This window comes from Pedobacter cryoconitis (genome assembly GCF_014207135.1).
Classification (GTDB): Bacteria; Bacteroidota; Bacteroidia; order Sphingobacteriales; family Sphingobacteriaceae; genus Pedobacter; species Pedobacter cryoconitis_D.
In genome coordinates this window covers 393,137-416,667 of sequence record NZ_JACHCC010000003.1, presented here as the reverse complement: position 1 = coordinate 416,667, position 23,531 = coordinate 393,137, and the positions used below count along the sequence as shown (strand labels likewise).

General features: G+C 42.3%; 16 protein-coding genes. 2 read left to right on the top strand and 14 right to left on the bottom strand.

Features of this window, described 5'->3' with window-relative positions; genetic code table 11:
• Positions 1–111: 111 nt before the first annotated feature.
• Entirely contained in the window at positions 112–417 is a 306-nt protein-coding gene (locus HDF25_RS07235) for a hypothetical protein (RefSeq protein ID WP_184624060.1), read from the top strand.
• Position 418: 1 nt separating this feature from the next.
• On the opposite strand, the gene HDF25_RS07230 is transcribed toward HDF25_RS07235, so the two are convergent.
• From HDF25_RS07230 to HDF25_RS07215, 4 genes are all read right to left on the bottom strand, one after another.
• Positions 419–1,000 (bottom strand): YceI family protein, encoded by a 582-nt coding sequence (locus HDF25_RS07230; protein WP_184624059.1) that lies wholly within the window; start codon positions 998–1,000, stop codon positions 419–421.
• Between the two features lie 39 nt (positions 1,001–1,039).
• Positions 1,040–2,122 (bottom strand): phosphatidylinositol-specific phospholipase C1-like protein, encoded by a 1,083-nt coding sequence (locus HDF25_RS07225; RefSeq protein WP_184624058.1) that lies wholly within the window; start codon positions 2,120–2,122, stop codon positions 1,040–1,042.
• Between the two features lie 74 nt (positions 2,123–2,196).
• Positions 2,197–3,789, bottom strand: coding sequence for a RagB/SusD family nutrient uptake outer membrane protein (locus tag HDF25_RS07220; RefSeq protein ID WP_260409336.1), 1,593 nt, complete (start codon positions 3,787–3,789; stop codon positions 2,197–2,199).
• 7 nt (positions 3,790–3,796) lie between these two features.
• Positions 3,797–6,817 (bottom strand): SusC/RagA family TonB-linked outer membrane protein, encoded by a 3,021-nt coding sequence (locus HDF25_RS07215; RefSeq protein ID WP_260409335.1) that lies wholly within the window; start codon positions 6,815–6,817, stop codon positions 3,797–3,799.
• A 293-nt stretch (positions 6,818–7,110) separates the two neighbouring features.
• Here HDF25_RS07215 and HDF25_RS07210 point away from each other — a divergent pair, with 293 nt between their 5' ends.
• The gene (locus HDF25_RS07210) at positions 7,111–8,502 is read left to right on the top strand and encodes a CehA/McbA family metallohydrolase (protein WP_184624057.1); all 1,392 of its coding nucleotides are present in this window, start codon (positions 7,111–7,113) and stop codon (positions 8,500–8,502) included.
• Here the strand turns inward: HDF25_RS07210 and HDF25_RS07205 are convergent.
• The 10 genes from HDF25_RS07205 to HDF25_RS07160 all read right to left on the bottom strand — a co-directional run bounded on the left by HDF25_RS07205 (position 8,499) and on the right by HDF25_RS07160 (position 23,456).
• On the bottom strand, positions 8,499–9,854 hold the full coding sequence (locus tag HDF25_RS07205; protein ID WP_184624056.1) for a Gfo/Idh/MocA family protein: 1,356 nt from the start codon (positions 9,852–9,854) through the stop codon (positions 8,499–8,501). The two genes, HDF25_RS07210 and HDF25_RS07205, sit on opposite strands and share 4 nt — an antisense overlap.
• Positions 9,851–11,233: a DUF1080 domain-containing protein gene (locus HDF25_RS07200; RefSeq protein WP_184624055.1), complete on the bottom strand. Its 1,383-nt coding sequence runs from the start codon at positions 11,231–11,233 to the stop codon at positions 9,851–9,853. The genes HDF25_RS07205 and HDF25_RS07200 overlap by 4 nt, the downstream gene beginning before the upstream one ends.
• Before the next feature lie 105 nt (positions 11,234–11,338).
• Positions 11,339–12,766, bottom strand: a complete 1,428-nt coding sequence (locus tag HDF25_RS07195; protein ID WP_184624054.1) for a RagB/SusD family nutrient uptake outer membrane protein — start codon at positions 12,764–12,766, stop codon at positions 11,339–11,341.
• Between the two features lie 17 nt (positions 12,767–12,783).
• Positions 12,784–15,816: a SusC/RagA family TonB-linked outer membrane protein gene (locus HDF25_RS07190; protein ID WP_184624053.1), complete on the bottom strand. Its 3,033-nt coding sequence runs from the start codon at positions 15,814–15,816 to the stop codon at positions 12,784–12,786.
• 216 nt (positions 15,817–16,032) lie between these two features.
• On the bottom strand, positions 16,033–16,938 hold the full coding sequence (locus HDF25_RS07185) for an AraC family transcriptional regulator (protein WP_184624052.1): 906 nt from the start codon (positions 16,936–16,938) through the stop codon (positions 16,033–16,035).
• 111 nt (positions 16,939–17,049) lie between these two features.
• Complete coding sequence (locus HDF25_RS07180) at positions 17,050–18,291, bottom strand: NAD(P)/FAD-dependent oxidoreductase (RefSeq protein ID WP_184624051.1); 1,242 nt, start codon at positions 18,289–18,291, stop codon at positions 17,050–17,052.
• A gap of 33 nt (positions 18,292–18,324) precedes the next feature.
• Entirely contained in the window at positions 18,325–19,326 is a 1,002-nt protein-coding gene (locus HDF25_RS07175; RefSeq protein WP_184624050.1) for a 4-hydroxyproline epimerase, read from the bottom strand.
• Positions 19,316–20,902, bottom strand: a complete 1,587-nt coding sequence (locus HDF25_RS07170) for an aldehyde dehydrogenase (NADP(+)) (protein WP_184624049.1) — start codon at positions 20,900–20,902, stop codon at positions 19,316–19,318. Before HDF25_RS07170 ends, HDF25_RS07175 begins: the two co-directional genes overlap by 11 nt.
• A gap of 7 nt (positions 20,903–20,909) precedes the next feature.
• Positions 20,910–21,833: a dihydrodipicolinate synthase family protein gene (locus HDF25_RS07165; protein ID WP_184624048.1), complete on the bottom strand. Its 924-nt coding sequence runs from the start codon at positions 21,831–21,833 to the stop codon at positions 20,910–20,912.
• A gap of 120 nt (positions 21,834–21,953) precedes the next feature.
• Entirely contained in the window at positions 21,954–23,456 is a 1,503-nt protein-coding gene (locus tag HDF25_RS07160; RefSeq protein WP_184624047.1) for a PLP-dependent aminotransferase family protein, read from the bottom strand.
• Between the last annotated feature and the right edge of the window lie 75 nt (positions 23,457–23,531).

The window sequence follows — 23,531 nt, the reverse complement described above, 5'->3', positions numbered from 1 at the left end:
TTTTACATATTCAGGCCTCATCTTGTATTTATTTCGTGACCAAATCATACAGGGCTTATACTAGATCAAAATCTGTTATCTTTAAAAACAGGAACCTACCTGACGTCGATAATGATTGAAAAACAAAAGAAACGAGCCTATTACGTTGCCATAACAGGTACAGCCTTACTGATCATTGCCGTTTTAGTCTTTTCCATCCCCTCGCTATGTACCAATATTGAGTTTAGTTATACTTTTTTCATGTCTGATTACATGTATTTCAGCTTTTATTGTCTTTTAGCTACGCTGCTATGTGGCGTGTCATCAATTTTAATCAGAAGAAATATCCTGGCTGTAATCTTATGCTTATTATCATTATGTCTGATTCTGCTGTACCTATTTTTAAATTACGCAGCGCAGAATCTTCCGGGCGGATAAATTAATTCTTACCAAACTCTGCATTCGCTGCAATAGCAATCTCATCACTTAACACAGCTACGGGAAATTTTGTTCCAACCCCATAATCACTACGTTTAATCGTACCTGTAATTTTAAAACCCGCAATTGGTTTTTTACTCATTGGGTTAATACCTGTTCTGGCTACCGCGGTAAGGATAACAGGTTTGGTCACCCCATGAATGGTTAAGTTTCCGGTGACCTTATAGGCATTACCATTTACTTTTTTAAAAGAGGTGCTTTTAAAAGTAATGACCGGGTATTTGGTCACCTCTAAAAACTCAGCGCTTTTCACATGTTCGTCACGCTGGTCATTATCAGTATTTACACTGCTTGCATCAGCCGAAAAGTCAACCTGAGCATCACTAAAATCATCCTTCAGTGTAATTACTTTAGCATTAAAGATCCTGAAAGAACCTTCCACATCAGAGACCATCATATGTGTGACAGTAAAAGTTAGTCTGGCATGAGCCTTATCAACGGTCCATATAACCGGTTCCATCATTTTGAAGGAAAAGAGAAATACAGAAACCACTACCGAAACAATTAATATCATTTTTTTCATAACTAATAGTTTGCTTAACAGCAATTTACAAAAACAATCTCATTTTGATTCATTCATCCTGTTACTAAATAACGGATTAAACCGGAAATACGATTTATCTGCAAAACTAATTACATAAGCAGATTTAAAGTGTGTGCTTTTCAGGTAATAGTCTGTGGTAATAATTTGTGCACCAGATTGCAATGCTGCCTGAAAGGTACGCTGATCATTTTCTCTGGCTTCCCTTGTATCACTGTCCGCCCTGGTTCGTATGATATATCCTTTTTTTACTAAAGTCCGAATAGCTACAAGGTCTCTTTTTGCGTCATTCATAATATGAATTGCCGCCTCTGGTGTTCCCGGTTCTGCATCTGCAAATAATAATCTTCCTTTTAAGGATGGATGTCCGGCAATATAAGCTGACCTTTTAACTCCGGTTTCATCAAGGATAAAAATAAATTTCCCTTTTGCAGATTTTAAATCAGGCCAGTTCTGATGTAAAACAGCTGCTTCAAGAGTGATGTATTTACCTCTTACCTGATCAGGTGTAATTAAATAACTTTTGCCCAGATAATCTGCAATTTCTTTATCAAGCGCATCAAATACCTTAGTGGTGAATTTTTCAGGCACAGTCAACCCTGCCTTTTCTATCACTTCATCTTTAGCATTCATCGTGATAAAAACAGGACGATGATCAGGATGCAGATCAGACCATTTTTTAAGCTCTCCCAAACATTGCTTAAACGTCGGGCAATTACTCCTGAAATCTATATCCTGGATATGAAATACTTTGAAGCCTGGCTGTTTCATTACCCCTTCTGTATCGTAGGCTGGCTGTCCCGGAGCCAGGTCAAGTCCTTTGGGATGCGCATATTTTCCTCCCAGTGAGTCTGCGTAAACATCTATTTCCAGATTTAGCAATCCCATATTTAACTGTTCTGTTAAAGATATATGGCTGTAATCTATCCTGCTCATTCCGACAGAATCTCTTTTTTGCAACACCTTGAATAATCCTGGATCTATAGCTCTTTTGTAACTGTTGTGTGAACCAATTACTTGTATGTGGTTTATCGGCTGAGCGTCTTCCTGAGGTGGGAAAAATGGCAATAGCGCAAATATTGTAGTAGCTAATAATAGTTTCATCTGTTTATATTTATTGTTTTAAATTCAATAACAGCATAAAGAGAATTAACCCTTTATGCTGTCTGATTTAAGATCTAATATCCTGGGTTCTGTATCAGGCTACCATTTAACTTCAGTTCGGTTGTAGGTACCGGATATAATCTGCGGAAGGTGCTTTTATCCATAGAAAGTACATCATTCGGTAAAGGATACTCAACTTCAAACTGTCCAAAACGGATCAGATCGTTTCTCCTCCATCCTTCCCAAGAAAGCTCTCTGGCACGTTCGTCAAGCATACCATTCAGGTCAATTGAAGTAGCCAGTTGTGCACCAGACCTTGCACGCACACGGTTTACCAACAGCAATGGTGTTTGCATTTCACCGTTCACCACCGTAGGCTGCGCCCCACGTAAAATCGCTTCAGCTTTCATCAGCATGACATCTGCCAGGCGCAATACAGGTACATCATTACCATTTAAACGGGTAGCCTGTATAATTGCAGGGTCTGGATAATACTTAATGGAACGTACCCCTTCAGACTGACTGGCCAGGGTATTGCCCAGATCCATAGGTTTAGGCGGTACCAATGTTAAAACAGGATTGATGACAACCTGTGTAGTTGTATTAGGATAATAAATCGGTTGTGTCGTAAATCCACCATTACCATCTGGGGCAAACTGTGGCCCGGATAACCAGGTAGTTGTTCTGAAGTCACCCGGCAGATTAAAGCGGTTGTAGAACTCGGGCGTAGTACTCATGGCAATACTTAAGCCCACATTGAAACCATAAGCATTAACCAGGTAATAAAAGAATCCAAATCTGGTAAACTGATTACCTGGGATCTGCTGATCATAAGGAATAGCAAAAATGGTCTCTCTGATCTGCGGCCCGTTGTTAGGCAAAAAGATATCTCTGTATCTGGCATCTAAACCATAATTGGTATTAGCCATCACACTATCAGCCATCGCTACAGCATCCGGATAACGTGGTACGTTAGTATAAACAGCCGCATTTAAATAGATTTTAGAGAGTAGCGCGAAAACCATTCCTTTGGTAGGCCTGCCATATTGCAGCACATTTGAAGCCACGACATTGGTTTTAGCAGGCAATTGCTGCTCTATACTTAACAATTCACTTTCGATAAACTGAAAAACTTTTGCCCGGGGCTGAGTAGCCGGAATGCCAGTCACAGGATAATCTGTAATGATCGGAACATTGCCATACAAATCCATCAGAAAGAAATAGTATAAGGCTCGCATTCCACGGATTTCTGCCAGTTTAGCTGTTTTATCGGCAGGTGTAAAACCGAATGAATTGGTAATATTAATTAAGCGGTTACAGGTCATAATTCCACTGTAAGCCCATTGCCAGATAGTGGTTACATTTGGATGATCGGATGTCCAGGTATGGTAATGTAACTGCCTGTATTGCCCGCCATCATCAAAGTTTCCATCCCTTGCCGGCAAGATCGCTTCATCGGTAGCCAACTCCTGCATACGCCAGTAAGGCACTGCAAAATTGGATGACAGATTAGAGTATATAGCACCTACAGAAGCATTATAATCAGACAGGGTTTTAGGAAAGTTAGAGGCCACGAACTGTGATTCTACAGGGACGTCCAGTTTTTTACAGGAATAGGTCAGCACAACCGTCAGGGTCATCAAAACCAGTAATATTTTCTTTTTCATATAAATTTTAGAATGACGCATTTAAACCAAAAATGAAGGTGCGGGTTTTAGGATAGAAGTTATTGTTATCAATACCGGGAGTTAATCCACCCATGTTTATCTCAGGATCAATACCACGGTATTTGGTGATCACAAAAAGATTATTACCACTCAGGTATAATCTGATAGATTTGATATTCTGAATTTTGGGTTTAATGGTATAACCTAAAGTTGCATTGTCCAGACGTAAATAAGAACCGCTTTCCAGGAACCTGTCCGAAATCAGATAGGCGTTGATATCATTGAATGATTCGCCCAGGGTAAACCTTGGAATATTCTGGATCTTTGAATCCGCAGGGTTATTTAAACCAGCCAGCGTAGCATTCAGGATCTTATTTCCATATACACCGCGTATCAGGAAATTAAAGTCAAATTGTTTGTAAAAAAAGCTGTTATTCCAGCCATAGATCAGTTTAGGTTGTGCACTTCCTGCAACCCGCTGATCGGTAGTTAAGGGTTGGGTAGCAGTAGTGGTTCCGTCAGCTTTTTCATAAGTACTTACACCCGCAGCATTTTTACCTAAATAATGCCATAGTAAGAATGTACCTAAAGGATAACCTGGCTGAACAATCTGACTGTAGTTACCTGACTGTCCCTTCCCTCCTAACTGTGCGGTATAAATGTATGGGATTGTAAATCTGCTGGTGGACAGATTATCAATATTATTCTTGTTGTGGGAGAAGTTTAAAGAAGATCTCCAGCTGAAATCTGATGTCTTAACAGGTACAAAATTCAAAGCGACCTCAATCCCTTTATTACTCATCTGACCTACATTGGCTGTATAAGTGGTATACTGAAACTCGGTAGAAGATACTGGTAAAGCATCATCAATTAAGTTGGTCGTTTTTTTAATGTAATAGTCTACTGATCCACTGATCCGGTTATTTAAAATCGCGAAATCCAGACCGATGTTAGTGGTAGCTGTACTTTCCCATTTCAGGTCAGGATTCTCATTTCTTACTGCATTTAATGAATTAGACACCACCCCGTTGTTGATGTATTTACTGCTTCCCGGAGGCGTACCATAGATTAAGATAGAAGAAAATGCGTCAAACCCCTGGCTATTACCAGAAACACCATAACCAGCCCTTAATTTCAGGTCGGTAAATAACGGATGATCCTTCATGAACTTTTCATTGATGATTTTCCAGCCCGCAGATACTGCCGGGAAATAGCCATAACGGTTATTCACCCCAAAGGCGGATGAACCGTCTCTACGAATCGAAGCCTGGAGTAAATAGCGGTCAGCGTACTGATACTGAACACGTCCATATTGCGATTCCAGGCGCAAAGTCGATATCGGATTATTATCAAATGCAATTTGTGAGAGTGATGCCGGATTTGATAAAAACAGGTTATTATAACCCAGTGCATCATTCGCAAAATTCTGGGTAGTAATACCGAATCCGTCATTGGTACGGTCCTGCTGATAAGAATAACCAGCTAAAAATTTCAGGCTGTGTTCCCCAAAAACACGGTCATAATTCAGATAGGATTCTACAACATCATTGGTAGTCAGATAATCATTACGATGTGCTACACCACCAAGATTCACCGCCAGTCCGGACTGGCTGTTTAAATAACTGTTGAGTTTATTCTGATCCTTCTGCTGGGAACCTGTTAAGGTGAATTTTAAACCTTTAATGATATCAACCTGAACGATTCCGTTAATCAGCGTTTTGCTGTCATTGGTTACAAAACTATTATTGTTGACTAATGACAATGGGTTTAACGGTCCACTACCAGTTCTGGTATAGTTTTCTTTATAAGAGCCATCTGGGTTAAAAGGGCCGACTGTCGGTAAATAGAATAACATTCCCGGCAATACATTACTCTGGGCAATATCATTCTGGTTGGTGGAACTGTTGGTCAGGTTAATCCCCAGTTTCAACCGGTTATTGAAAAAACGCTGATTAAGGTAAGCCCTGTAAATGGTACGCTGTAAGGACGTACGCTGCAAAATACCATTGTTCTTCATATAGTTGACACTACCCCCGTAATCAGTATTGTCTGTAGCGCCCCCTATAGAGACATTCTGGTTGGTAGAATAACCGGTTCTTTCCACCAGATTTTGCCAGTTGGTATTGGAACCATCATCATCAGTAGGTGTTGCCAAAGGTTTTACCCCATTACTTTTCAAATACTGGCGTAATTCATCGGCACTCAGCATATCTACTTTTTTAGACACGTTTTCCATAGCTCCATACGCACTGTAATTTAATCTGGTCTGCCCTGCTTTTGCCTTTTTAGTGGTAATAATAATAACCCCGCTGGCAGCTCTTGTTCCATAGATCGCTGTAGAAGAAGCATCTTTCAGTACATCAATACTTTCTATATCATCAGGGGCAAGAAGGTCTACAGATGCACCAGGTACCCCGTCAATCACATAGAAGGGCTCTGTAACCCCACCATTGACGGTACGAATGGTAGAAGGCCCTCTTAAAGTCACTGAAGGTTTCTGGTTGGGGTCACCACTTTTGGTAATGTTCAGACCCGCCACTTTACCCTGGAGTAATTCTGCCGGTGAGGTCAATACCCCCTGGTTAAAATCTTCAGATTTTAAAGAAGTGATAGCACCAGTTATATCTTTTTTGCTGGCTGTACCATAACCGATCACTACTACATCATTCAGTTGTTTAGCATCAGGCTGTAAACTGATGTTAATTGTACTTCTTCCTGCTACTTCAACTTCCTGATTTAAGAAACCGATGGAACTAAACCGGATCACCTCATGATCATTGTTAACCTGGATACTATAAACTCCTCTGTTATCGGTCACAACTCCTTTCCCGGAGCTAACTATCCTGACGGAAACTCCCGGGACCGGGACATTTTTTTCATCTGTCACCGTCCCCTTAATTGTCCGCGTAGATTGTTGAAAAGAGAAAGCGGATAACGAACTCAACAGCATGACGCAAAACAGCAATAGAAACTGCCGGCTGGAGAAATAACTCATACACTGGTAAAAACATTGGTAATTTTTTTTCATATTTTCTCAGATTCATGTGGATTCAGATTGATTTCTGAATACAGAACATTTCGTAAGCAAAGGAATCCGGGGAGTGTTATCAAATCATCAATGAATTGTTATTTCTAAGGCTATTTTACGTTTTTAAAACGTTTAAGCTTCTATTATTCAACAGGTTAATATCTGTTAATATCGGGTGTATATTATACACTTTATATTAATAGTAAACGGGGTCAGGATTCATCAAAAGTTAATAGGAATTTAAAAATGGACAGACTGGTAATCTCTAGCTTTAGGGCTTAGAGTTTTATGCCATGATCAAAGGATTTGCGCTGTTCTGTTTCCTCCTGTTCCCCTTCTTATTGTTTGCCGGGCAAGACACTGTTATTGTGAGGTCAGGACATATAGATCCACAGGGGATATTTAAGTTAGTTTATGTACCAGTCGAAGTACCTGTCGGGATTAAAGAAATACGGATCAGGGAATCTTATACCTATGGAAATGTATTAAATATGGGTATATATGGTCCGGAAGGCTATGAACCAGGGAATACAGCTGGTTTCAGGGGCTGGTCTGGCGGAGCTAAAAATGAATTTTACATCAATGGTTCATCTGCTTCAACCGGATACATCCCGGGTAAAGTTAAAGCAGGTACCTGGAATATATTGATTTATCCATCTAACGTCATAGCTAAAGGACTGGACTGGAAACTGGAAATTACTTTATCCTTTGGAAAAACAGAAAGCCTGTTCCAGGTATCTCCTGCTCAAAAAGTGGTAAATCATCTGCCGGGCTGGTATAGAGGGGATTTGCATATGCATACGCTACATTCGGATGGGAAACGTACCCAACAGGAACTGGTTAATGAGGCGATTGATAAAAAATTAGATTATATAATTTCTACCGAACACAATACCAATAGCGCTAACCAAAGCTGGGGAAAGTACGACAATGATCATCTGCTGATCATCAATGGAGAAGAAGTCACCACCACTGCCTATGGACACTGGAATGCAATTGGTATAAACACAGGCACCTATATTGACTGGAGGTACGCTCCCGAAGACCATCAGGTTGAAAAATATATTGACCTGGTTCACCAGGATGGCGGACTGGCTATAATCAACCATCCTTTTTATGCCAATCTTTTTCTGTTTGATGCTACCCCTTTTGACGGAATTGAAATCTGGAACGGAAGCTGGGACAAAGATGACGAACGCGCCTTACACTGGTGGGACGAATTCTTACAACATGGAAAAAAGAAGATTGCTATCGGTGCAAGTGACACGCATAAAAACAATCCCTACGACAATAATTTAGGTCAGCCACAAACAGTTGTCTATGCGGGATCTTTATCCAGAAACGGCATACTCTCAGGCTTAAAAAAAGGAAATGTCTATTTAGCTGCCAGCAATAATATAAACCTTTCTTTTACGGCTTCATGCAATGGTAAAAAATCAAAAACAGGCGAAGTGTTAAATACACCTGCTGGTCAAACTATAACTGTGAGTTTAACTACTTCATTTATACCAGATGCTGAGCTCACCTTACATAGTGACCAGGGAATAATAGCCAGAGCAGCTTCATCGGAAAAACCTGCCCAATGGACTTTAAAACCGGGCACCGCCCGATATATCCGCATAGAAATACGTGCAAAAAATGGGACTATGCTGGCTTTAACGAATCCTATCTGGCTAAACAACTAGTATTTAAAGACTTTACCGCCTGCCATTACTTCCTGGGTAGCTGCATCAAATGTTGCTTTAAAACCTGTATGTACAGCAGCATTGGTCATGATATTTGCAATGGAATGACTGTACCCTGCTTCTATGGGTGCATTGGGCTGTTTCCGGCTACGGACACATTCCATCCAGTTACGGACATGGTTAGAGGTGAGTATATCCCCTCCGGTATTGGCTGATGCGATTACTTTTCCAGCAGCAGACAGGGTTAATTCAGGTAATAAATTGGGCTGCATATTCATGGCTTCTGCATGAGATTTAATCAGCCCCCCTTTAGGTGAAATTTTATTAGTAGCCAGATTGAGTTCACCTCCATTGGAATAATATATTTCAGAAGGATCATCATCTCCGTTATGCATCCGCGAAGCAAAAGTGACCTGAAAACCGCTGGTCAGATCATTCAAAGGGCCATAATCAAATGCAGCTGTGAGTGTATCCCAGTTTTTCCGTCCATCCTTCCAGGCATAGATTCCACCATTGGCAACGACACTACGCGGATGCTTCAGGTCTGTAAACCAGTGTACAGTATCTATCTGATGACTCATCCACTGCCCCGGCAAACCTGAAGAATAAGGCCAGAACAGCCGGTATTCCAAATATTTTCTGGGGTCAAAGTTTTCGTAAGGCCTGTTTAAGATAAACCTTTTCCAATCTGTATCTTCTTCTTTGAGTTGTCCAACCAAAGCTGGTCTGCGCCACCGGTCAGGCTGGTTTACATTCCAGGCTAATTCGACCATTGTAATAGGTCCGAATTTGCCGGATTTTATAAAATCATTTGCGGCCTGATAATTCGATCCGCTTCTTCGCTGTGAACCTATCTGGATAATTTTACCACTTTCTTTAACCGCTTTTAACGCAGCACGGTTGTCCTCCATGGTCTCTGCAAAAGGTTTCTCTACATAGGCATCACAGCCCGCTCTTACAGCTTCGATAGTATGTCTGGCATGCTGAAAATCTGCTGTCCCTATAAAAACAGCATCCACTGTTTTCTGATCATATAACTCTTCATTATTTCTACAACCAATGATATCATGCCCCATTTTACCTTTCCAGGTAGCTACTCCTTCTTCCCGTCTCTTACTCCATAGATCAGACACAGCCACAATATCAAAATTCAGTTCCTTATAATGATTCATAAAACTGGGCAGATGCGAGTTTTTATGTCTGTCGGAAAAACCAATAACCCCAACATTTACCCTATCATTCGAACCCATGATCCTGCTGTAACTTTTTGCAGTCCAGCCAACCTTTGCAACCAATACACCGGCTCCGGTTAAAGCTGCTTGTTTAATAAATAAACGACGTGATGATTTCATTTGCCGGCTTTAATTTTAATACTTCTGAAAGACACTGTATTTCCATGATCCTGCAACAGGATATGCCCCGCCCGGGCTAAACCGAAGTCGGGCCAGATATGATATTTACTGATGGCAACAAGGTCCTTAAATTCCTTTGATCCGCGTACATAAGTAAGTACTTTAACCCCATTCAGGTAATGTTCAACCTTGTTATCTGCATAAACCACTATTCTGCCGGTATTCCATGCACCGATTGGACGGATAAAACGTTTGGGTTTGTCTGAGGTAATCAGATCGTACAAAGAAGCCAGCGTACGGTCTCCGTCACGCCCTAATTTAGCATCAGGATGTAATTCATCATCCAGTATCTGATATTCCAGTCCAATTGCAGACCCTTCAGTCTTTTCATCCAGTGTTACAAAATACTTCACCCCACTGTTGGCTCCTGGTGAAAGCTTAAATTCAAAAGAAAGATCAAATACGCTGTACAAATCTTTAGTCACAATGTCGCCTCCATTAGCGGCTTCTTTTCCTTCGGATGACAAGACAGTTATTGTTCCGTTTTCAATTTCCCAGCCTTTGGCAGGAAATGCTGCATTTTTCGCACTTCTCCAGCCAGCAGGCGATTTACCATCGAATAACAGTTTCCAGCCATGCTGTTTTTCATCCTGCGTTAACGTATTCGGTACATAATTAACGACATATATATCGGCCGGGAAAGGAGTTGGTTTTAAATCAGTGGTTTTAATTCTGATATTTTTAAAGTATACTTTTTTATCTGCTTGTTCCTGCGTAGAAATACCATGTACCTGCAAACCAATAAAACCCTGATGATCTATGGTATCTACCACATAAGCTACTGGTATATTATTAATCCAGGTTTTCATGGAATTACCGATACACTCTACTTTGATATGGTTATACTCTCCCACTTTAAAAGCAGATTTTGCTTTTGGATTGAGGTCCAAAGGATATAACCAGTCACGCCGGGCTTCATCGTAAATCCCTCCAGACCAGCTGCGCTGGGAAGGATCAATCTCAACCTGTCTTCCGTAAACTCTTCCGGGGTGTCCATCACTTCCATAATGACTTCTTACCTGGATGCCGGAATTACTTAACGGACTTTCTATTTTAGCATCCAGTTCCAGGATAAAATCGCCGTATTCTTTCTCGGTCACCAGAAAGGTATTACCGGAATTGATTACTGTGGTTCCTACGATAACACCATTTTCGACTTTATAATCGGCTGTGCCAGCCAGTCTTTTCCAGCCTTTTAAAGTTTTACCGTCAAAAAGGTTTTGTCCTGATTTTGTGGATTGTGCACTACTCCTGAATGAATGAAGAAAAATTACCGGAATAACTACAAAACTTAGAAGTATCGATTTAGCTTTTCTCATAATTTGGTTTATTAGAACAAGTTAACGAATTCGCTAAGCCTGACAAACAAAAATGCTACCTGTATCGGGTAACATTTTTGTTTGAATAAACTGTAAATGAATCGCTTACCAGCCTTTATTATTTGGTCTGATATTCGGATTAGCAAGTACTTCGGCCTGTGGTATAGGCAGCTGATAATGTAAAGCCTCAGTTGCCAAAACCTGATATGGGTTTTGAGCATCTTCGATCATCCGTGAAACAGGTTTGTTTAATCTTTTCAGATCGAAATACCGGTGCCCTTCATAAGGCAGTTCTTTATAACGTTCATTTAGAATAGCTGACTGAAGTTCTGCAGTACTGGTAAAATGGGCAGACTGGTAGCCTTTAATCCGCGCTGTCCGCAGACTATTCAGGTCATTTGCAGCAGTAGCATGATCCCCATTATTTAAGGCAGCTTCGGCACGGATCAGGTACATTTCTCCTGTTCTGAATATTTTCAGATCACTCCTGTTCTGTGCGCCGTCGGTACCTTCATATTTGGTGATCACCTCGGGAAGATCTCCTTGAGCAGTCAGTGAGGGATCAGTTCTGAACCAGCTCGTATATCTCACGTCATTTACCGGATCGTATTGGTTCATCAGCCCGATAGCAGGTGCATACAATATCCTGGAAGCCGCTATATTATAAAAGATATCGCCAGGACGCATGATACTGATATTAGTCCTTTTTAGTTTAAATATCACTTCTGCGTTACTCTGGTCTTTCCAGATCATAGGAAAATCGGAAAATCCGGACAGTGGTAGCTGATTGATTACCTTTGTTGTATATAAAACAGCTTCTTTATTGTTTTTAGTGTATAAGGCAGCCCTCGCATGCAGGGCGTAAGAAGCATTTAATCCCATCCGGAGATTAGTGTTTTCTGTTAAAAGGGGCTCTGCTTCGGTTAAATCTTTCCAGAATAGCGTAAAAAATTCAGCTGCTTTGGGACGGGAAGGCTGACTGGCAATAGCAGACGTTACCATATACGGTACAGCAGGTGCATTGGGATCATAGACTCCCGAATAAGCATAAACCTGGTACAGTGCAAAATGTGCGTAAGCTCTTGCAGCTAATAGCTCTCCCTTTAGTGTATTGATTTTTTTGACCTCTGTCTCATTTTTCGCGGGCACTTTCGGCAGGCCTTTCAATAACCGGTTAACCCGGTCTATGACCTGGTAGCCATTTTTCCAGGGTGCAAGGACTTCATCATCACCCGAGGAATACGTCCAGCGGAAAAGGTTCTGTCCAGCTGCCAGAACACCTGAATTTCGCAATCCGATTCTGCATTCATCAGCCATCAACGACCCGATTCTGATAGTATATTCAGGGTACCAGCCTTCATAAACACCTAGTACGCCCCGTTCCAGTTTTTCAACAGAAGAGAAAACATCAGCTTCTTCGACCTGATCCGTAGGTTTCAGGTCCAGCATTTTATTGCAGGAAACGGTAAATAATAAAGTAGAGATCAGTAGTAATTGTATAATTCTTGTACTGAAAATATGATATAGATTCATTGTTTCTGATTTGATATTTAAAATGAAATGTTTAATCCCGCAGTAATCGTACGTGGAAGCGGATATTCATACTGGTACCAGTTATTGTCATCCTCAGGATCAAAAGCCTTAAACTTAGTCCAGGTCACCAGATTCTGTCCCTGAACAAATACTTTGATCCCCCTGGTCAATCCGTTTAATTTTTTAATGGAAGGAAAGGTATAACTTAACCTGATGTTGCGCAGTTTAATGTAATCGGCATTCTGCAATTCTCTATCAGTCATATAACGGGGATAGGCTGCGCCCGGATTATTGGTGATATCACCTGGTTTCTGCCAGATATCAAGCATATCCACAGACTGATTATACTGTCGGTAGTTAGGATCTGCTGAAGTTCTGAACAGTTCAGCAGTGTTCAGACGGTACATCCCCCTGATAAAAGTAAACAAGGTAGATAACTCGAGATTTTTATAACGCAGGTTTACATTAAGCCCCCCTTTTAAAGGCGGATCAAAAGACCCTTTTACAGGCACTGCATCATCAGGGTTAAATGTCTTAGTTATATTGCCCGAGGCATCCAGATACTGAGGTGCTCCGGTCTGCGGATCTACTCCGGCCCATCTGACCATATTAAACTGTCCCAGTGGCATACCTATTTTATTAACTGAATACTGATCTGTAGTCAGCTGATCTTCTCCGCCCAGATACATCACCCTGTTTTTATTATAAGCCAAATTCAGCCCCAGCGTCAGTGTCAGCTCTTTTTCGCGGATCAGATCGCCTTCAAGGAATAATTCTACCCCTCTGTTACGGATCTTACCAGCATTGGTAGCTATACTTTCGAAACCCGAAGTATAGGATAAACGTTTCTGCATGAAAAGATTGGTGGTAATCCTGTTATACCAGTCTATTCCTCCCCTGATACGATCTTGCAGCAAACCGAATTCAAGTCCAATATCTCCGATATAATTGAGTTCCCAGTTATAGGCACTGTTTTCGGGATAAACTGGTATCAGGGCCTGCTGACCTGCATAACCCGAGCCCCCATAAAGACCACGGTATCCAAAATCGCTCGCAAAACCAGAAGCATTTCCGGTACGGCCATAACTTGCACGTAAACGGAGACTGCTGATGGTCTTTAACTCTTCCATAAAGTTTTCACGCGAAATGTTCCAGCTGCCGCCAAAAGCATAAAACATTTTGTAACGGTTAGCTTCAGGAACGCGCGAAGAGCCATCTCTTCTCAGGCTGGCCGTGAAGGTATATCTGTCATTATAGGAATAACGGAACAGCCCGATTTGCGAAAGCAATACACTTTGTGACCGCTGCCCTTTCAGCAAGGGTATAAAACCATTGTCATTGGTACCGGGGGTAATTCCGGAAGGCGTATTCTCTATGCCGGGAATCAATCCAAAACCGGTAAATCCTGAGCTGTTTAAAGTATTTTTATTAATCTCTGTCAACAGGTTACCTTCTATCTCATGTTTACCCCACGATTTATTGTATAAAAGACCTCCCGTAGCAATCATCCCGAGTCTGTTGATGTACTGGTCCTGATAACTGCCCGATCCGCCCGGATCTACCAGACTGCCCAGATAGGAATCGGGACGGATATAAGTCGTATTATGGTTTTGCTGAAAATCCAGACCAACATTTCCCATAAATTTCAGTCCTGGTGCGATCTGGTAAGTGAGGTTACTGGAAACTAAAGCTTTGAGTTGATTTTGCTGCCTGTTAATATCCTTGTACATAGAAAGTGCATTGGCTCCATATCTGTTTGTTCCGGTAGCCAGGCTTCCATCGGGATTAAATAAGTTTTCATAAGGCAGCGAAAAGTACAGGGCAGCGACAGGATTAGTTTCTGACACATTAAAATCGCCTTCTGTGACTTTAGATTTTACATAAGCCAGGCCAACATTTACGCCAAATTTAAACCGTCCGCTGATATGCTGAATGTTGGAACGCAGACTATAACGGTCAAGACCGGAATTGCGCAATACTCCGTTTTGCTGAAAATAAGATCCGGAGAGGTAATAAGTTGTTTTTTCATTTCCTCCCGAGATGTCCAGGTCATGTGACTGATTAAATGCAGTTCGTAACAAGTGCTTTTTCAACTGATTATCTATCCCTCGCAGACTATCCAGATACTGATCCCCGTAATTATAGTCAGCTTCTGTTTTAGCCGATCCATTGGAATTAAATCCATTTTTACGCGAAAACTGCCAGCCCGGAAACGCGGGATCTTTGAGGATTTCTTCAAATTGCAGACGCTGGCTACTGTTCATCATATTCCATTTGGCATTATTGACCTGTGAAAAACCAAACTGGTTCTGGTAATTAATCCTGACTTTACCATCTTCGTAGTTACGGCCTTTTTTGGTCGTGATGACAATGACACCATTAGCAGCTCTTGAACCATACTGAGCAGTAGAGGCTGCATCCTTTAATACGCTGTAAGAATCGAAATCATTGGGGTTTAGCGCTGCAAATGAAGCGGGTTCTATGGGTACACCATCTACGAGATATAAGGGATTAGTATTAGCCCCCTGTAAAGAACCGATCCCCCGGATGGTAACGCGACCCGGAGTTCCCGGAAGACCGGATGCCGAAGCCACATATAATCCGGGTACCCGCCCCTGCAAAGCCTGATCCAGTGAAGCTACAGGGGCCGCGCTGACATCGGCACCATTGATTTTTGAAATAGCACCTGTCAGTTTACTTCTGCTTTGTGAAGTATATCCGGCAATGACCACACCCTGTAAAAACTGCGACGCCGGATTCAGCGAGACGTGCATATCCTCTACCGATGGCATAACGGTTATTAAGGTATCCCGGTAACCAATGTAGGAGTATTTAAGTGTAGTAGCAGCTACACCTGGAACAGTTAGTTTATACTTCCCATTACTGTCCGAAGTGGCACCAATGGTTGTGTTTGGAATACTAACTGTGACGCCGATCAGCAATTCGCTCGTCACTGCATCTTTAACTGTTCCCTGAACTGTTCTGTTTTGTGCAAAAACATGAAAACCACAGACGATTAACGTCCATGTTAGTAACATTTGCTTCATCATAGTATTTTTAATTAGTTGGTTAATGAATACTGAATGAGACAAACATAATACAGCACAATTAGGCAACACTGAAGGGTACCTAAAGATCCGGTTAGAACGAAATTATAAAACTTTAATGTGCGGTTTATATCCAACACTTTAACATTAAAATGACATTAATGAAGTGCAGAAATTAGCTATTCGATACAGAAAAATGGCTTTTTGTGATGCTCAAGGCTAAACCGAAATAAGATTGAGCTTATTTGTATTATAATAAGCATCCATATAGGCCCTTGGGGATTGTCCCATTACACTTTTAAAGACCCTGTTAAAATTGGTAATACTGCTGAACCCGGATTTATAGGCTACTCCCGAAATGCAGTCCGCTTTTTTTCCATCTATCAGATTTTTACAGGCATCATTAACCCTGACCTCATTGAGGAAGGAAACAAAGGTATAACCCGTATGTTTTTTAAAATACCTGCAGAAAGCATGAGGGGTCATATAAGCTGTTTTGGCTATATCTTCGAGTGCAATCTGGTTGTTGTAATTCAGCATAATGTAATTAATGATATTACTAAATCTTGCACCTTCATTATCTGATATATAAGAAGAATATGACTTAGGACAAAGCGGCTCTGTTTCTTCCTCCTGAATAGCCAGTAAACTGTTAAAGAATTTAAGGAGATTAAACACCACATTCATCCCTGAGGCTTTATGTACCTCCTGAATTCTTGTGGAGATTTCTTTATCATAAGGAGACGGGATTTTAAACCCATGTTTATTTTTTTTCAGGAACGAATTCATCAGCTTCATTTCGGGCAGACCAAACAATGCACCGAGATTACCTGAGGGGCTAAAATAAAGTGAGCAGGCTTTAATCTGCTTGTTACTGTCAGCGGCAAAATATTCGGGGTTGGATTTGAATAAATGTGGAAGATTGGCACCAATGAGGAAGATATCACCAGGCCGGAACGAATGCATATTGTTACCTGCCACTAAAATTCCCTCTCCTTTTTGCACCCAGGTAATCTGCCATTCTTCATGACGATGAAGGTACTGGTAAAAAAAAGGCAGTTCAATCTGCTCAGAAAAAACACATTTGTCATCCGGTACGGTCACGGTAAACGGAAGTACTTTCATTTTGGTTGATTTGGTTAGGTTTGCCTGATGTCAATATACAAATATTGACATCAGGCAACAAGATCTAACGGCAAACCGGTTAAAATATGGTTACTATCTGCTAATTTAATTCTATCTGGATGGAGAAAAAGAGCTAATGTTAACTGCCGTTTTTTGTCCGGCTATTAACTGACTGACCACCAAACCCGTAGCTGGCCCCAGGCTCAACCCCATCATGCCATGCCCGGTAGCCACAATCAGATTGACCTTTTCTGCACTGCGGCCTATATAAGGTAAGCCATCGGGCGAAGAAGGCCTGAAACCATACCAGATAGCCTTCTCTGCTGGAAGTTCAGGATGCAGATCAGGAAAATATTTAGAGACAGACTCTGTAATTCCTCTGACGCGCTGCATGTTTACCCGGTTATTTACCTGATCAAGCTCCATTGTTCCACTATAACGGATACCGCCGTTCATCGGGGTTATCGCTACCCTTGCTTCACAAAGCAGTGCAGGAATCGTCATACGCCCGAGCGGTTCGGCTTCCATAAAAGAATACCCTTTCCCTGGCATAATAGAGAGCTTTAATCCCATCATACGGGCAATTGCCGGAGACCAGGAACCCGTTGCCAGGACATAATGATCGGCCTCCCAGCTTAAATCACCTGTAAATACTTTCGTAATTTTTGTTCCGCTGCTTTCTATATGAGTGACTTCATGATCACGTTTAATAGTCACACCGGCTTTTTCAAGGTAATTGAGTAAGGCCTTCATCAGTTTTGGCGGATAAACATGGCCATCATTCCGGTAATGAACTGCTCCCAGTACATCCAGATTGAGCTCTGGCTGCAATTCTTTGCATTCGGCTGGATTCAGCACTGCCATATCAAGTCCGAGTTCGGCTGCACTTTTAGCCAGATGCGCTTCTTCTTCGGCTGCTTTCTCTGTTTTGTAGAAAGCCAGGATACCATTTTGTTCCAGACCAAAATCAAAGTCTGGCGCAGCAGCCAGTTCTTCGTAAAGCTGTTTACTGAGCAGAGAGATATCTCTGAGTGGAACCGCAGCACGTGATACATGGGCCGCATTGGCATGTTTCAGGAATTTCAAGCCCCATCTGATCAGGTTTGGATTCAAAGAGGGCCTGACATAAAAAGGGCTCTTACTGTTGAACATCCAGCGGATGCCCTGCTGCACCATTCCGGGAGAAGCTAAGGGTACAAAATGACTGGGTACAATCATTCCTGCGTTGCCAAAGGAACAGCTGTCTGTGATATCGCCTTTATCTAAAATGGTAATCGTATGGCCTTGCTGATGGAGGTAATAAGCAGAACTGAGTCCCACTATTCCAGCTCCGATAATTAATACATTTGACATTTATTCAGGGTAAATAGTAATTTAAAAAACAGATCAGATCACCTGGAAACCATGTGCATAGGGATCATCATCGTCAATCCTGATCGTGTTATAACCGTATACTTTAGCCCACCCTTCAACACTTGGAATAATTGCAGGAAGACCATTGAGTTCAGTGACATCCTCTACTCTGCCGGTGAATTTACTGCCAATGAAACTTTCATGGATAAAAGCCTCTCCTTTCTTCAGTTTCCCTTTTGCATACCACTGGGCCATACGTGCAGAAGTCCCTGTACCACAAGGGGACCGGTCTATAGCCTTATCTCCATAAAATACCGCATTACGGGCAGTAGAATGAGGATCTAAAGTTGCCCCTCCCCACAATACATGGCTGCATCCATTGATAGTCTCATCCAGCGGATGAACAAATGTATGCTGTTCATTGATCCGTTTGCGGATCACCTGGCTCCAGGTGATCAGTTGAGCGGCAGTATAATTTTCCAGACCCGGGAAGTTCTTCTGCGGATCTATAATTGCATAAAAATTACCTCCATAGGCTACATCGAAGGTCAGTGTACCCAGATCCGGACATTCTACCTGTAGTTCAGAAGCAGCCAGATAAGAAGGAACATTGCGCAGTTTCACTGCATCTACTTTATTTCCTGTCTGTTTGTACTCGATGAGGATTAATCCCGCGGGAGCCTCCATACGGATGATTCCTGGCACCTTAGGCCGGATCAGCCCTTCTTCCACAGCGATTGTAATCGTTCCGATGGTACCATGACCACACATAGGCAGACAACCACTTGTTTCGATAAACAACACAGCAAAATCATTTTCAGGATTATGCGGCGGATAAAGGATACTACCCGACATCATATCATGTCCACGAGGCTCGAACATCAACCCGGTACGGATCCAGTCATAGTGAGTTAAAAAATCCTGTCTTTTTTCGCTCATATTGTTTCCCTGAAGTACGGGGCCACCACCAGCGACAAGTCTTACCGGATTTCCGCAGGTATGCGCATCCACACAAAAAAAAGTTTTACTGCCCATGATTTGTCAATTTTTGATCTACCATTCTATAAATTCCCAAAGGGTTCTTCGCTTTTAAAGCATCCGGAAGTAAAGCATCTTCCCAGTCCTGCCAGGCCACAGGTCTGACAAAACGATGAATAGCTGTAGTACCAACCGAAGTGAAACGGCTGTCATTAGTAGACGGGTAAGGTCCTCCATGCTGCATAGCCGAACAGACTTCTACTCCTGTCGGCATCCCGTTCAGGATCAGCCTTCCGGTTTTACCTGTTAAGTCATTCAGCAGAGCGCTATAGTTTTCCAGTTCTCCTGGTGCAGCCATCAGGCTAATGGTCAACTGACCATTCACTGAGTGGATAACATCTTCCAATTCGGTCATATTTTCTGCAATGACCAGTATAGAATGAGGCCCGAAAACTTCTTCATGAAGTTCCTTATTGCTTAGAAAATCAGTCGCACTGACCTCGACAAGCCTGGCTACAGACTGATTTTGCAACTGATCGTTTAACTGTCTTGATTCGGCAACTAAATCAACTCCATCCCACTTTAGCATAACTGCTGACCGGGAATTATAATTGGCATAAATTCCAGGGCTAAGCATAGTTGCCGAGGGTGTTTCTCTGATTTTATCGGCCAGGGTAGCCTTAAATTTTTCCAGACCTGGTGAATTAACTGCAATTAACAGCCCTGGATTAGTGCAAAACTGACCGGCTCCCAACGCAATAGATGCTGCACATTGCTGTGCCAGTTCCTCAGGCTTATTCGCTATCGCCTGTGGCAATAAGATAACCGGATTAATACTTCCCATTTCAGCAAAAACCGGAATAGGCTCGGCACGCTCTTGTGCAAGACTAATTAAGGCACTCCCGCCTTTAAAGGATCCGGTAAAAGTAACTGCTTTAGTATAAGGATGCTTCACAAGCTGCTCTCCGACAGTATATCCATCATCAAACAGTAAAGAGAATACGCCTTTAGGAACGCCAGATTTCTCTATAGCTTTGACAATTGCAGCACCTACCAATGCACTGGTTCCCAAATGTGCCGGATGTGCTTTGACTATGACCGGGCAGCCCGCAGCCAGTGCAGAAGCGGTATCTCCGCCAGCCACAGAAAATGCAAGCGGAAAATTGCTGGCGCCAAAAACCACTACAGGGCCAAGCGGAACCAGCATCCGCCGGATATCAGGGCGCGGAAGGGGCTGTCTGTCAGGCTGTGCTGTATCAATAATAGCATCTACCCACGAACCTTCTGCTATTTGATCTGCGAATAATCTCAATTGTCCTGTTGTACGCCCTAATTCTCCTCTTAAACGGGCTTCGGGAAGACCACTTTCTGCGGATGCGCGGTTTATCAGCTGATCGCCTAAAGCGAAAATCTCATCCGCAATATTTCTTAGAAAACCTGCCCTGAGGTCTTTATGCAGCTCTTTATAGCTTTGATAAGCAAGTGTCGCTCCCTTCAGGGCGTTTTCGACATCAAGGACTTCTGCCTTATAGAAATCTCCGGCTAATTCCTGACCAGTAGCAGGATTTACTGCCCGAAAGCTCTTGCCTGCTGTTTCAGCATAGGCCGAGCAAATGATATGATTACCTCTCATCTGCTGGTTAGTTTATTTTCCCCCAGCTACCTTCAGGTAATTGCGGACGGTTAGCTAACGCATCGTTAAGGATCTTCAACACCCTTTCCCTCTCCTCCCCATGAATGGCTAAACGCGGAGCTCTGGTCAGTTCAGTACCCAGACCAGTCAGACTTTCTGCAAGTTTGATGTACTGCACCAGTTTAGGATGTATATCCAGTTCTAAAACCGGCAGGAACCAGCGGTAAATGATCAGCGCTTCTGCAATTCTGTTTTGTTTAACCAGTCTGAAAATGGCCACGGTTTCTTTTGGAAAGGCATCAACCAGTCCGGCTACCCAACCATGTGCCCCCATCACCAGACTTTCCATAGCCAGGGGATCAACTCCTGTAAAAATCTTAAATCTTTCACCAAAACGGTTGAACATCCGGGTCACATTGGAAACATCCCTGGTCGATTCTTTAACGGCCTGGATATTACTGTACCTGGCCAGATGGTCAAACATAGCAAGGGTTACTTCGATTTTGTAATCTACAGGATTGTTGTAAATCATGATAGGCAGCTCAGTACTTTCGGCAACTGCCGATAAAAAAGCCAGTGTTTCTTCATGATCTGAATAGTAGCGCATAGGTGGCAGCAGCATCAATCCATTTGCACCCAGCTGGGCAGCTTTTTGAGCCGCAGCAACCGCTTTCTTTGTCGTTGGTTCTGCAATATTCAGTAATACGGGAACTCTTCCGTCCACTACTTTTAAGGTATGGGTTAAGAGTGCAAATTTTTCTTCATCGGTTAAGACACTGGCTTCTCCCAGTGAACCACCTAAAATAATCCCTTCTGCTCCGGCTTCCAGCTGGGCATGCAGGTTAAGGTCTATTGCGTTAAAATCAAGTTCATCATTAGCCGTAAACTTTGTGGTCACAGCAGGAAACACCCCATTCCAGTTGATAGTCATGTTGTTATAAATTAAATATTTTGAATTGTTTTTCAGCGATATGCTTCTTAACCAAAGTTAATTAGCTAAAGAGTCAAACAATTACCTGATATTAACCAATACAACCCGCAAATACACCTGTTATGGATGCTGCTCCTTCAATATAGCCAGCAGTTTAAAAAAACCTGTTTCTAAATCTTTCTCTGTAAAAGCGGTATAACCCAGTAACAGACCGGGAGGATACTTGAATTTACTGGAATAAACAGATAGTGCTGTGGTAATAATACCAGCCTGATCTAAAATGGCAGCAATCTGCTGATCATCCTGATTTTCCTGCAGATAAGCAATGATATGCATACCACTACCTTGTTTTTCGGCTCTCAGCAGCTCTCCGCCATGTTTGCGGATCAGCTCGAGTAGGTGGTCCTGTCTTTTTTTATAAAGTACACGCATCTTCCGTAAATGTGTAGCATAGTATCCCTCTTTGATAAACTCATTTAAGATCAGCTGATCAGTAATTGCATTCTGACGGTCGGCAAAGGCTTTAGCCTGTTTAAAAGCCTGTGTCAGATGCGGATTAGGGAGCACCAGATAACCTATCCGAAGCCCTGGAAAAAGTACTTTACTGAAAGTGCCGGTATAAATCACACGCTGATAATGATCCATCCCCTGAAGTGAAGGAACTGGTTTTGCCGAATACCTGAATTCACTGTCATAATCATCTTCTACAATCCACATTTTGTTTTTGCTTGCCCATTCCAGCAATTGCATTCTTTTGGCTATCGAAAAAGTACCACCCAAAGGGAACTGATGTGAAGGGGTCAAAAAAGCGAGTTTTGCTTTTGGATAATGTATACAGGCATGATCCAGATCAATCCCATTGACATCTACCGGGATATAACAAGGGATTCCACCGGCTTGTATAAATGCCAGTTTAGCGTTGATATAACCTGGATCTTCTATCCAGAACTGCTCCCCTTTCTGCATGAGTAAACTGGCAATCAGGTTCAGTGCCTGTTGCGTGCCATTGGTGATGATGATCTGTTCAGGTTCGCAGCTTAAAGCCCTGTTGATCCGCAGATGAGCAGCAATCGCTTCTCTGAGTGGATAACAACCCTGGGCATCGTCATAGGATAATTGTAAAAACTCAAGGCTTCTGAAGATTTTACCTGCACATTTCGACCAGCTCTGAAAAGGAAAATGATCCAAAGCCGGTACTGGATTCTGAAAGGGCTTTACAATAGCTTTACTGGTTTCTCTTTTGACATAAACCGCTGATACCTGGTCAAGTTTGGGGAGTTGCACCTCTGTCCCGGGATCAGGTGGGGCTACAGGTTTATTTTGCTGAATAGCCTGTCCTGCAAAGGAATCATAGGTATCTTCCGAGACAAAACTTCCTTTACCAACCGATCCGGTAAGGTAACCTTCGAGCGTCAGTTGTTCATAGGCCAGCAGAACAATGTTTCTGGATAAGCCAATATCCTCGGCAAGTGTACGGCTGGATGGCAAACGTTGTCCCGGCCGGATCTGTCTATTGATAATGGCGCTTCTGATGCCCTCATATAATTGTTTAGTCAATGGAATTTTACTCTTCCTGTCAATAGTTAATCCTGCAATACTGATATCATGAGAAATTTTAGGCATAATAATGGCTCCATTAGAATTAAGTTATATGGATTATTTATGGGCCAATAATAGTGGTAATTTTGAGCTATCGCA